Source organism: Streptomyces canus 299MFChir4.1 (assembly GCF_000383615.1).
Classification (GTDB): domain Bacteria; phylum Actinomycetota; class Actinomycetes; order Streptomycetales; family Streptomycetaceae; genus Streptomyces; species Streptomyces canus_C.
This window is the reverse complement of sequence record NZ_KB911601.1, coordinates 90,302-102,435: the sequence shown is the minus strand read 5'-3', so window position 1 is coordinate 102,435 and position 12,134 is coordinate 90,302. Positions and strand designations below refer to the sequence as shown.

The 12,134-nt window shown below is 67.3% G+C and carries 8 protein-coding genes and 2 pseudogenes; 7 read left to right on the top strand and 3 right to left on the bottom strand.

What is annotated here, in order from left to right; all coding sequences use genetic code 11:
- The first annotated feature begins 81 nt into the window (after positions 1–81).
- The 3 genes from H293_RS0132600 (at position 82) to rhaI (ending at position 3,662) form a co-directional block, all read left to right on the top strand.
- Entirely contained in the window at positions 82–1,332 is a 1,251-nt protein-coding gene (locus H293_RS0132600) for an ABC transporter substrate-binding protein (protein ID WP_020122019.1), read from the top strand.
- Positions 1,329–2,309 carry a Gfo/Idh/MocA family protein gene (locus tag H293_RS0132595; RefSeq protein WP_020122018.1) on the top strand — a complete coding sequence of 327 codons (981 nt, stop codon included), beginning with the start codon at positions 1,329–1,331 and terminating at the stop codon, positions 2,307–2,309. The genes H293_RS0132600 and H293_RS0132595 overlap by 4 nt, the downstream gene beginning before the upstream one ends.
- 189 nt (positions 2,310–2,498) lie before the next feature.
- Positions 2,499–3,662 carry an L-rhamnose isomerase gene (gene rhaI / locus H293_RS0132590; protein ID WP_020122017.1) on the top strand — a complete coding sequence of 388 codons (1,164 nt, stop codon included), beginning with the start codon at positions 2,499–2,501 and terminating at the stop codon, positions 3,660–3,662.
- A 534-nt stretch (positions 3,663–4,196) separates the two neighbouring features.
- On the opposite strand, the gene H293_RS52970 is transcribed toward rhaI, so the two are convergent.
- Positions 4,197–4,544: a hypothetical protein gene (locus H293_RS52970; protein ID WP_020122015.1), complete on the bottom strand. Its 348-nt coding sequence runs from the start codon at positions 4,542–4,544 to the stop codon at positions 4,197–4,199.
- A gap of 351 nt (positions 4,545–4,895) precedes the next feature.
- Positions 4,896–5,669, bottom strand: a complete 774-nt coding sequence (locus H293_RS0132575) for an SDR family NAD(P)-dependent oxidoreductase (protein ID WP_020122014.1) — start codon at positions 5,667–5,669, stop codon at positions 4,896–4,898.
- Between the two features lie 180 nt (positions 5,670–5,849).
- Between H293_RS0132575 and H293_RS55435 the strand changes: the two genes are divergently transcribed.
- The 4 genes and pseudogenes from H293_RS55435 to H293_RS0132565 all read left to right on the top strand — a co-directional run bounded on the left by H293_RS55435 (position 5,850) and on the right by H293_RS0132565 (position 11,135).
- Positions 5,850–6,710, top strand: a complete 861-nt coding sequence (locus tag H293_RS55435) for a helix-turn-helix transcriptional regulator (protein WP_078612740.1) — start codon at positions 5,850–5,852, stop codon at positions 6,708–6,710.
- 10 nt (positions 6,711–6,720) lie between these two features.
- A pseudogene (locus H293_RS59315) lies at positions 6,721–6,896 on the top strand (IS5/IS1182 family transposase); the annotation flags it as partial.
- Between the two features lie 209 nt (positions 6,897–7,105).
- A pseudogene (locus H293_RS60475) lies at positions 7,106–7,234 on the top strand (IS110 family transposase); the annotation flags it as partial.
- A gap of 172 nt (positions 7,235–7,406) precedes the next feature.
- Positions 7,407–11,135: a S8 family peptidase gene (locus tag H293_RS0132565; protein WP_106968459.1), complete on the top strand. Its 3,729-nt coding sequence runs from the start codon at positions 7,407–7,409 to the stop codon at positions 11,133–11,135.
- Positions 11,136–11,354: 219 nt separating this feature from the next.
- Here H293_RS0132565 and H293_RS0132560 read toward each other — a convergent pair whose 3' ends face one another.
- Complete coding sequence (locus tag H293_RS0132560; protein WP_063746945.1) at positions 11,355–12,011, bottom strand: GntR family transcriptional regulator; 657 nt, start codon at positions 12,009–12,011, stop codon at positions 11,355–11,357.
- Positions 12,012–12,134 lie beyond the last annotated feature (123 nt).

Sequence of the window (12,134 nt, the reverse complement as noted above, 5' to 3'; positions counted from 1 at the left end):
GGAAACTCTTCCCTCTTTCCCCGGCCCGGTCGGCCGCTCTTCGGTACGCAGGCCGAGGCATTCCCAAGGAGACAGCACAAAATGGTCCGTTTCATCGGCCCCGACAACGACGCGTACGTCGCGAGCCTCATGAGGCACGTCGACGAGTATCAGGAACTCACGGGCGAAACCGTCGAGCTCGAGATCATCCCCGAGACGGAATACGTGACGAACAGCCTCGACGCGCTGCGCAGCCGGCTTCGCGGAGAGTCCGCGCCGGATGTGTTCGTGTCGGGACCCGTCTCGATGTGGAAGCTCGCCGGCGAGGGCATCGTCGAACCACTCGATGCGTTCCTCGACACGTGCAGCGACGACTACCGGCCGGACGACTTCCTGCCCGCCCTGCTGAACGCCAACCGCTGGACCGGACGGCGGGGGGACTCCCTCGGTACCGGTCCTCTGCTGGAGATCCCGGTCAACTGGGAGACGTACAACCTGGCGTATCTGCCGGACGTGCTGGAGAAGGCCGGCCTCAGCGAGCCGCCGTCGACGTGGGAGGAGTACTTCGCCGCGGCAGCGCGAATAGCGGAAAACGTGCCCGGCGTCCGCGGATTCGCCCAGCGCGGCACCGGCACCTGGCACACGATGTACACCGGCTACGCGACCCAGGTCTGGTCCTACGGGGCGACCGATTTCGACGACATGGGCCGCAGCGCACTTGCCAGTCCGGCGATGCTCGCGGCGACCCGCGACTTCCTGGAGGCGGCACATGTGTCGGGGCCGACGCGGTTCCCCGACGGGCATTGGCTCGACGTAGCCCGCGACTTCGCGGCAGGGCAGTACGGCATGATCGTCGACTCCGACCACTACGTCGCCTTCTTCGAGGGACCCGAATCGGCCGTTCGCGGGAGGGTCGCGTACACCAGGCCGCCGCTGGGGCCCGGTGGCGGACGCGAGGCGAACATGTGGACGTGGTCGCTCGTGATGAACAGTGCCTCGCACGACAAGGCCGGCGCATGGAGGTTCATCGAGTGGGCCAGTTCTCCGGCCTTCCTCGCGCGGGCGGCGCTGGAGGGCAACATGAACCCGACGCGACAGAGCACATGGGATGACGATGCGTACCGTGCCGCGGCCTCGAAGTGGAACGGCTTCGATGACAACAGCCTGGAGATCCTGCACACGACCGCCCGGATACTGCCGACACCCATGCCGGAATACCTCGATGTCGCGAGCATGTGGTCGTCGGCCATCGTGGAGGCATACAGGCAGCCGGAAGCCCTCGAGCATGTCTTCAGCGACACCGCGAGCCGCATCGATCAGCTCCTGGGCGGGGATCGGACGAGTGCGTCGTGAGGGTCGGCGTGGTGGGCGCGGGCCGGCACGCGAACAACGCCCTGTATCCATCGATCCTTGAGGCCGGTCTCGATCTCGCTGCGGTCTGCGCCCGGACGCCGGAGCGTGCGGCATCCACTGCCGGACGCTGGGGCGCCGAAGCTCACTTCACGTCGGTCACGGACATGCTCGCGGCCGGTGGTCTCGACGGGGTGGTGGTCGCCGTCCCTCCGGCCGCCTACCGGCCGATTCTCACCCAATGCATCGAAGCTGGGATCCCGGTCTTCTGTGAGAAACCGGGCGGGCAGTCCGCGTCCGAGATCCGGGAGTTGGCGGCCCTTGCCGCCGAGGCGCGCACCGAGGTCGTTGTCGGGTACATGAAGCGGTTCGCGCCGGCGTATCAACGAGCTCGGGAGATGATCGACTCCGCGGACTTCGGCTCCCCCTCCCTGGCGCATTTCACGTTCGCTATGGGCCGCATCGACGAGTACCTCGCCGATCTTCGCCATTACCTGATCGACAACCCGGTGCACATGATCGATCTGGCGCGGTACCTCCTGGGGGAGATCGATGAGATCTCCGCAGTCCTGAATGTCGTGCCCACCGTCGGCCTCAGCGTGAGTCTCGTCGCCCGCACGGAAACGGGTGCGACATGCTCGTTCGACTTCTGCACGACCGCCTCCTTTGCCCATCGGGGTGAGTTCGTCGAGGTCTACGGGCGAGGTGACTCCGTGGTGGTCGACAACGTCGATACCTGCACGTATCGTCCCGCCGACGGTCCGGCGCGGGTCTGGCGTCCCAACTACACCTTGCCGGCGCCGGCGAACTCCGCCTGGACCGTGATGGGTTTCGTCCCCGCCCTGCAGCACTTCCACGACGTCGTGTCAGGACTCGCCGACAACCGGTCCGGCCTGGAGAGCGCTGCGCGGACTCTGGAGACCACCGAACTCCTCTGGCATCGACTCGAGTCGTCGTGGTCGGTGCCGCGTGCTGAGTGAGTGCAGCTCCGCTGGTGATATGACTTCGGTTGTCCGGGGCGCCAGCACCGCGAGTATCTGTTCACCCAAGTGACGGCCGTGTGCGATGTTGCCCGTTCGCGGCACTCGAATCGCGTGAGCCACCACACCTTCGCCATGTCGGACCCATCGATGCAGCAACACAAATGAAACGATTCATTGGAGAAATGCATGAATGTTCTCGATCCGATCGCCGACCGACTCTCGGCGCTCGCCATCGAGCTGCCCTCCTGGGCGTTCGGCAACTCCGGTACCCGCTTTCGCGTATTTGCCCAGAAGGGAGTGCCGCGCGACCCCTTCGAAAAGGTCAGTGATGCCGCGCAGGTGCACCGTCATACCGGCCTCGCCCCGACCGTTGCGCTGCACATCCCGTGGGACACGGTTGACGACTACACCGCGCTCGCGGCGCACGCCGAGAGCGAAGGCGTGAAGCTCGGCACGATCAACTCCAACACCTTCCAGGACGAGGACTACAAGCTCGGCAGTGTCACTCACTGCGACGATCGAATTCGTCAGAAGGCCATCGACCACCACTTCGAGTGCATCGACGTGATGCACCAGACCGGGTCGCGCGATCTGAAGATCTGGCTCGCCGACGGCACCAATTACCCGGGCCAGGACGACATGCGGGCCCGGCAGGACCGCCTCAGCGACTCCTTGCAGCAGATCTACGCGCGTCTCGGCGACGACCAGCGGCTCGTGCTTGAGTACAAGTTCTTCGAGCCGGCGTTCTACCACACCGACGTGCCCGACTGGGGCACCAGTTTCGCGCAGGTGAGCGCGCTCGGTTCGAAGGCGATGGTCTGCCTGGACACCGGACACCATGCTCCCGGCACGAACATCGAGTTCATCGTGATGCAGTTGCTGCGGCTGGGGAGGCTTGGCTCGTTCGATTTCAACAGCCGCTTCTATGCCGACGACGACCTCATCGTCGGCGCAGCCGACCCTTTCCAGCTGTTCCGCATCCTCGCCGAGGTGATCCGCGGCGGTGGATTCGGCAGCCCGGACGTCGCGTTCATGCTCGACCAGTGCCATAACATCGAGGACAAGATCCCGGGACAGATCCGAAGTGTGCTCAACGTGCAGGAGATGACGGCCCGCGCGCTGCTCATCGACGGTGATGCCCTTGCTGCGGCGCAACGCGCCGGAGACGTGCTCGCGGCCAACGGCGTGCTGATGGACGCGTTCCAGACGGATGTGCGTCCGGCGTTGGCGGCATGGCGTGCTGCCCGCGGGCTGCCTGAGGACCCGATGCGGGCGTACGCGGAGTCCGGGTACTCCGAGCGGATTGTCGCCGACCGTATCGGCGGTACCCAGGCCGGCTGGGGCGCGTAGTCCTGTTGCCGGCGAATACCGGATAGGTGCGGCCGCGGCCCGACCACTTTCGCGGACTGCGGCGGGCGCGGGCACCGCGTCGGGCGGCTGCCCTGCCTGGGCATTCCTCGACAGCACCGCTGCGACCCATCAACTGTGATCATTCATGGCGAACCTTCGCACCCGCGGGGCTGCTTCAGGAGCGGATACGAGTGCTGCGCGCCGCGGTCCGCTGCCTGCCGATCAAGGAGCCGCGCAATGCTGTCGCGCTATGGGTCTGGGGGTGCTTCTGGCTGTTCGGCCAGGGTCTGGGGCTTGGGCAGGGCCGTTTTGGTCTGCCGCACGATCGGGTGACATCTTGAACTGGCTTGCCCTGTGGGGCGGGTGGCAAGGATGTCGCTGTGCCCAAGCCTTATCCGGAAGAGTTCCGCGAGGACGTCGTGCGGGTCGCGAGGAACCGCGCCCGGGCGTGCCGGTCGAGCAGGTGGCCACCGACTTCGGCGTCCATCCGATGACGTTGTGGAAGTGGATGCGCCGCGCGGACAGTCGGCCCAGTCAGGACGGCTCATCCCAAGTCGGAAGTTCGGCAGCGGTGATGATGCTCCGGACACCCAGATCCGCCCGCCCGGCCGGGGCCATCTGATCGACCACGACGGAGCAGCCGGCCCACTGACCGCCACACTCCTCGACCATCGACCGCACGGCCGACGCCTGGCTGCCCGTTTCAATCCAGTCGTCGACCAGTAGCACCCGGTCCCCGGGACCCACTGCCGCCCGCTGCAGACGCAGTTCCTGACGAGTGCCCCGGTAGTCGGGGTCGCTGCGCCGGGTGACCTTCTTCCCCGGGAAGATCCCCTCCCCCTTGCGTACTGCGACAATGCCAACACCGAGCTCGACGGCCACCGCCGCGCCGAGCAGGAATCCCCGCGACTCGATGCCGCAGACGGCCGTGACGCCGTCGCCCCGGACGGCTCCGCCAGACCGCGGACCACCGAGGCTAGAGCCTCAGGGGCGCGGAAGATCTGCCAGACGTCGGCGTGCCCGCCGATCCACCGGAAGCGTTCGAGGGTTCGGGCACGCGCGTCAGACAGCATGATCGCGAGTCTGTGGACGGACTGGCAGTTCAGGCAACCGGATTCTCGCTTGGGTACGCAGACTGGCAATACAGCCTGCGCCGTAATCCCGATGGCGAGTTCGTCGCCGCTGGTCCCAAGCGCTGCCCGTCGCCCTGCCCAACCGGTGCCGTGTTGTGAGTCAGGCCGCGGTGAAGCCACCGTCGACGGGAACGGTGGCACCGGTGACGAAACTCGCCTGGTCCGATAGGAGCCAGGCAGCCGCTGCGGCGACCTCCACCGGCTCGCCCAGCCGGTGCATCGGGCTGAAGGTGTTGAACCGCGCGACGATCTCGGCAGGGGCGTGTTCCATGCCGCCCAAGAACATCTCGGTGGCGGTGGACCCAGGAGCCACGACGTTGACACGCAGGTTCCGCTGACCGTATTCAAAAGCAGCGGATTTGGTCAGGCCGATCACACCATGCTTCGCGGCGATGTAGGGGGCCAGACCGTAATTGCCGATCAAACCGCCGACGCTGCTGGTGTTGACGATCGCGCCACCCTCGGCGACGAGCATCGCTTTGATCTCGGCTTGCATCGACATGAAGACGCCTTTGAGGTCGATGTCCATCACACGGTCATACATTTCTTCGGTGTGCTCGTGGAACGGTGCCACGGCGTCGATCCCGGCGTTGTTGAACGCCGCGTCCAGACGACCGTAGGCATCGACGGCCCTTTGAACAGCGGCGTCGATGCTGGCGCGGTCGGTGACGTCCACACGAACGGCTTCCACCTCAGAGCCTTGGGCGCGCAGTTCGTCGCGCAGTTTCTCAAGCGTCTCGAGGCTTCGCGCACCGATGACGAGGCGGGCGCCCTGAGTAGCGAAATGGCGGGCGGCGGCCGCGCCGATTCCCTGGCTGGCGCCGATGATGAGAGTGGACTTGCCGTCCAGAAGGCCGGAAACGTTGGCGGGCATCAGTTTCTTCCTCTCGGTAGGGGTTCAAAGGGCAGCGGCCCCGGCGTTCGTCCTGCCGGGCATCTGCTCGCCCTAGGTGCTCTCATCTTGGCTTGAGGGCCGACGTTGACCAAAGCCCTGTGTGTCCATAGGACTCGCCGTACCACCCTCTTCAAGCGCAGTGCGCTCATACTGGGGTACGTGAGCGATGAGGGAAATCGATTGGGCGCCGCCATCCGACGATGGCGCAGCCGGCTTTCGCCATCAGACGCAGGACTTCCGCAGGTTGGTAAGCGCCGCGTCTTGGGACTGCGACGCGAGGAGCTGGCTGCGCTTGCAGGAATCTCCGTGGATTACCTGATGCGACTCGAGCAGGGCCGGGCAACTCGACCGTCGGGCCAAATCGTGGACGCTTTGGCCCGCGCCCTTCAACTGGACGAAGCCGAACGTGATCACCTCTACCGGCTCGCACATCTGCCGTCGCCGTCCTCAGCTCGGATCTCGACACACATCCCTCCCAGCGTGCAACGCCTGATCGCCGGCCTGAGAGAGCAACCTGTCGCGGTTTTCGCCGCGGACTGGACTCTCATCACCTGGACGTCGCTCTGGGTCTCGCTCGTCGGCGATCCCGCGCTCATTCCAAGAAGCCGACGCAATTTCGTTCTGGAAACGTTCCTGCCCGATCCTGAACACAAGCGTTGGCCTATACGTTCGGAGCGCGGCCAGGAGGCCATTGAAACCGCCCTTGTCGCAGACTTGCGCACCGCACAGGGAAATTTCTCCGATGACCCGGGCCTGAATCAGATGATTGATGAATGCCGGACGCGCAGCCGACGTTTCGCTCAGTTGTGGGCCGAAGGTTTTGTCGGGCACCACCTGCACGATCGTAAAACCGTCAGCCATCCCCTCGTCGGGGACATCACTCTCGACTGCGATGTCCTCACGCTCCCCGGATCTGACCTCAAAATCGTCATCTATACCGCAGCAGCGGCAACGAAGGCGGCGGAACAGCTCGATTTTCTTCGCGTATCAGCCGTCAATGTTTCTCTTAACAGGGCGTAGTACCGCACCGGAGAGAAGTACCGAGGCCGCGGGTCCGCAGCAAGAGCCGGGTTCCAAGACGCACATCCTGTCGGACGAGAACGGCCCGCCCCCGGTCTCCACGACAGCGAGGGCCTGAAGCCCATGGTCGCGGGTATCCACACGCAACACGACCTTCATCGAGGCCGTCACTTCAAACCCGGACGACAGGCCCTCCAGGCCGCGTGATCGCACCCGTCAACCGAACCTGCGTCAGACGTCCTCTCGTGATTCGCCGCTGTCGCGGCAAGTTGGGGTGCGGCAGTCCTTGGCGCGGTCGGCACGAGCGCGGACAACGCGTTCACCGAGTCGTTCGACGCGGTTCTCAAAGGCGAGCCCCTCCGTAGCGCCACCGTCCTGGTCGTGGCCTCGCGCGCTACTACGACAAGAAGATCAAGCAGGGCGAGCACCACACCCAGGCCATCCTCCGCCTCGCCCGCCGCCGGGCAGACGTTCTCTTCGTCATGCTCCGCGACGGCACCTTCCACCCGCCTCGACCGCCCCGTCAATTCAACGAACACACAGAGGTCCCGGGACGGGTGATGGCCGACCAACCCGTCTGCTCGCGGCGCACCTGCGCCATGACGCAAGAGCGACAGTGCGACCGCTTGAACGGCGGTGGGGGAGGCCGGAAGATCGAACGATCTTTCCCTCTTCACCGCGCCTCAGGAGTCCTTCTTGCCCAAGGTTCCCATCCCCAGATCCGGGCCGACACCCCGGTCCGGGCCAATCGCCCTTGCCGCGGCGGCCGCTCTCGTACTCGGCGTCGTACCGGCCGCTGCCGCTGTGCCCGCGTACTCCGCCGGTGAGGTGTCGCCCCACGACGCCGAACACCAGACCCCCGACGGTGTCGGCACGCACACCGTCACCCTGATCACGGGTGACAAGGTCACCATCGGGACCGCCGCCGACGGCTCCATCGTGCGCTCCTTCCAGCCCGCGAGCGGAGCTGCCACCGGCTTCCACCGCGCTGTCGTGGACGGCGCCACCTATGTGTATCCCGACGCCGCCCTGCCGTACGTGAGCGCCGGCACACTCGACAAGCAGCTCTTCAACGTGACGCGGCTGATCGCCGAGGGCTACGACGACGCGCACAGCTCCCGGCTCCCGCTGATCGTGCGCTACACCGGAGCCGCAGCCAAGGCCCGCACCCGGACGAAGATCACCGGCTCGGCCGATGTCCGCCGCCTGGACAGCATCCAGGGCGCGGCCCTCGCACAGAACCACACGCAGGCACCGGAGTTCTGGTCCTCGCTCACCGGGGGTGCCGGCGCGGCGGCCCGGTCCTCCCAGTCGTCCCTCGCGGGCGGCGTCGCCCACGTGTGGCTGGACGGCAGGGTGTCGGCCGACCTGGCCGACTCCACTGCTCAGATCGGCGCGCCGAAGATATGGGCGGAGGGTGACACCGGCCAGGGCGTGAAGGTCGCGATGCTTGACACCGGCGCGGACACCGAACACCCGGACCTGGTCGGACAGGTCTCCGACGGCGCCAGCTTCGTCCCCGACGAGAACGACATCACCGACTACAACGGCCATGGCACGCACGTCGCCTCGACCATCGCCGGAACAGGCAGCGCCTCCGGGGGCACGGAGCGAGGTGTCGCCTCCGGCGCCCGGCTGGCCGTCGGCAAGGTGCTCAACGCCGAGGGCAGAGGCCAGGAATCCTGGATCATCGCGGGCATGGAGTGGGCCGCCCGCGACCAGAAGGCCAGGATCATCAGTATGAGCCTGGGCGGCGACGGTGACAAAACCGACCCGATGAGCCAGGCCGCCGACGAACTCAGCCACGAAACAGGCGCGTTGTTCGTCGTCGCGGCCGGCAACAGCGGTCCGCATTCCATCAGCAGCCCCGGCGCCGCGGACTCCGCGCTGACCGTCGGTGCCGTGGACTCCACCGACACACTCGCCGACTTCTCCAGCCAGGGCCCGCGTGGTGGCGACGGCGGGCTGAAGCCCGAGATCACCGCGCCCGGCGTCGGCATCGTCGCGGCGCGCTCGCACTACACACGCGGTTCCGGCTACTACACCACGATGAGCGGCACGTCGATGGCCACGCCGCACGTTGCCGGCGCTGTCGCGCTCCTCGCCTCCGAACACCCCGACTGGACGGGCACCCAGCTCAAGGAGGCGCTGGTCAGCAGCGTCAAGGCCACCCCGGCGTACACCCCGTACCAGGCGGGCGCCGGTCGGCTCGACGCACTGGCGGCCGTGCACACCACGGTCTTCGCCACCGCGACCGCCTACTCCGGTTTCCACCAGTGGCCCCTGAAGCCCGGGGAGACCGATGCCCAGACGGTGACGTACACCAACGTCGGCGACGCCCCGGTGAGCCTCGACCTGGCGGTCAACGGCACCGTCCCGGCCGGGATGTTCAGCCTCTCCGAGGACCACGTGACCGTGCCCGCGCACGGCACCGCCAAGGTCACGCTGACTGCGGCTCCGGACAAGCTGGCGGGCGACGAGTCGGTCAGCGCCGTGATCACCGGCACGGACGGCACCGGAGCCGTCCGTGCCCGGACCCTGATCGGCGCGACCCGACAGGGACAGCGGCAGGATCTGACCGTCGTCGCGAAGGACCGTTCGGGCAAGCCGCTGGCCGGCCGGGTCGTCCTCACCGCCGAGCACCTCTTCGCGTCGATGGACCTCGACGCGTCCGGCACCGGCACGACACGGCTGCCCGCCGGCAACTACAGCGGCTGGTTCATCGGTGACGTGCAGGGTGCCGAAGGGGCGCACTCGCTCGGCATGGAACTGCTCGCCTTCAACGACGTGCAACTGGACGAGGACCGCACCGTCACCCTGGACGGCCGTAAGGCACGCCAGATCCTGGCGCGCGTACCGCAGCAGACCACCGCCGTCGCGCCGCGCCTGGACGTCAACCGGACCTTCACCGACAGCCTGGTGCAGACAGTGGAGCTGCCCGACCCGTCGTACGACAGCATCTGGGTACTGCCGACCGGTAAGAAGGTCACCGACGGCAAGTTCGAGGTCGGCGCCCGCTTCCGCCTAGAGCAGCCCGCGCTGACGGTGAGCACGAAGTCGACGACCTTCAATGACCCATTGGTCAAGCGCGCGGCCACGCCGCTGCCTGCCGGCAGCCGGAACCTGACGGCGGTCTTCGCCGGCAACGGCACGGCCGAGGAGCTCGCACGCCTCAACGTGCGTGGTAAGGCCGTGGTGGTGCGAGGCCTCGGCACGGAAGGGATCGAGGCGCAGGCGGAGGCCGCCGCGGCGGCCGGTGCCCGGCTCCTGCTGGTCGCCCATGACGGCGTCGGCCGTCTGCAGCCCTGGGACGAGAGCCCCTGGAGCCCGGAGAGCCCGGCCCCGCTGACGGTGGCGACGCTCAACGCGGACCAGGGCGCCGAGCTGATCGGTTCGCTCCGGCACGGGCCGGTTTCGCTGAAGGTCACGTCGCACCCAACGACCGACTATGTCTACGACGTGGTGCACCACTGGACGGGCGCCGCCCCCGCCGATCCGACGTGGCGCGAGGAGCCCAAGGATCTCGCCCGGGTGAACGTCTCCTTCCGGAACTACCGGCAGGGCAAGGCACTGGAGTTCCGTTCGGACGTCTGGAACGGCTGGGCTGCCGGCAACATGCTCACCGCGCCCGCTCAGGGCGAGCGCACCGACTGGGTCACCGCCGACGCCACGTGGCTGGACGACGCCTCCATCCTGGGCGAGACCGGGCAGCACTCGATGGAGCTGCTGCATTACTCGGCGCGCAAGACCGGCAAGGTCAGCTGGTTCGGCCCGATCCAGCGGCCCCGCATGGGTCCGATCGACTACCAGCCGGTGCGCTACCTCGACGCGATGTACATCACCGCGCCGGGCTGGGGCGACTCGGGGGGGCACATCGGCGAGGCCGGTGCGAACGCCGACGTCAAGAACTGGATGGCGCTGTACCAGGGCGACCAGCAGCTCAACTGGGGTACCTACGAGTATCTGCGGGTTCCCGGTCTCGGCGCGGAGCGCCTGCCCTACCGGCTGGTCGTCGACAACGACCGTGGCACCTGGGCCAACCCGTACTCGAGGCACACGCTGACCGAGTGGGACTTCACCTCCGCGGTCACCAGCAGCGAGTCGACGGTCTCACTGCCGCTGATCCAGCTCGACTACGCCGTGAACACCGACAAGTCCGGCCGGGCCGACCGGCACGCCGGCCTGACGGTGACCGCCTCGCACCTGCCGGGCACCGCCGCCGCCCTTGCCAAGCCGTCCGTCGAGATCTCGTACGACGACGGTGCGACCTGGCAGCGGACCGACCTGAGCCGGTCCGGTGACGGATGGCGGACGAGCCTGCGCGCGCCGCGGTCGGCCGGCTTCGCCACCCTCCGGGTCGGGGCCCGGGACAGCGCGGGCAACACCGTCTCGCAGACGATCACCCGGGCCTTCGGCCTGCGCTGACGGCACACCCCGGGAGGTCACCCGGGACCGCACCTCGTGGGTGGGACCGCAGCCGGCGGCCCCACCCACGCGGCGCTTGCAGAGGATGGGTGTGCCGCCATCCGATCGGGCGAGCTGGTCCTCTTCAGGACTCGAGTATGTTGGTGCGCCCGTCGCCGGACCGTCTCGATCGACTGGCCGGTGTCATGCGGACTGCCGGCCAGTCGGTGGCGACCCTGTTCAGTGGTGCTCCAACAGGGCGCGCTCGGAGGCAGCTTTGACGTGGGAAAGCATCTCCTGCGCGGCTGCGGTCGGATCACCCGAGGCGAGGGCGTCCAGGATGCGCTGATGCTCGACCGCGGCCTGGCCGGCGTGTGCGTGCCCCGCCTTCATGAACAACCGGAATCGCTGCACGTGTCCGCTGAGCGCGTGGAAGGCGCTCTCGAGGAACATGTTGTCGGCCTGTGCCGCGATGAGGTTGTGGAAGCGGGCGTCAGAGGTCCAGTAGAGGCGGAATGCGTCGGCGTCGGCGTCGGCTTGCGTGCCGGATTCGGCGAGCTCTTCGATAGTGATCGCGAGTTCGTCCAGGAACTCCGGCGTGCGGCGCAGCGCGCTTTCGGCGGCGATCGCCGGCTCGATCAGCTCGCGGGCCGCGGCGAGTTTCGTCATTTCGCGTTTTGTGAAGGCAGGAGCCACGAAATAGCCGCGGAGCGCCTCGCGCTGTACGAGCCCGGAGTGCTCCAGGCGGGCGAGTGCTTCGCGCAGAGGTGTCTGGCTGACCTCGAGCTCACGGCTGAGCGCCCCGATGTTGAGGGGTTCGCCCGGCTTGCGTGACCCGTCCATCAGCTGCGTGAGCAATACGTCATGCATTCGGTCGGCCAAGGGCAGTTTCGGCAACGAAGATTCTCCATCCCGCCTGCGTCGACGGCTCGTGGCGTGGCCCTGCCCGGCTCGCGGGTTGGCCGCAGCAGTGCAGGGACCACACCAGAAGTATACTATCTTGCACATAGTACGTCGCGA

Coding starts and splice junctions, on each gene's coding strand:
- H293_RS0132575 (WP_020122014.1), bottom strand. CDS start 5,669: ATGCCCGCCAACGTTTCCGGCCTTCTGGACGGCAAGTCCACTCTCATC.
- rhaI (WP_020122017.1), top strand. CDS start 2,499: ATGAATGTTCTCGATCCGATCGCCGACCGACTCTCGGCGCTCGCCATC.
- H293_RS0132600 (WP_020122019.1), top strand. CDS start 82: ATGGTCCGTTTCATCGGCCCCGACAACGACGCGTACGTCGCGAGCCTC.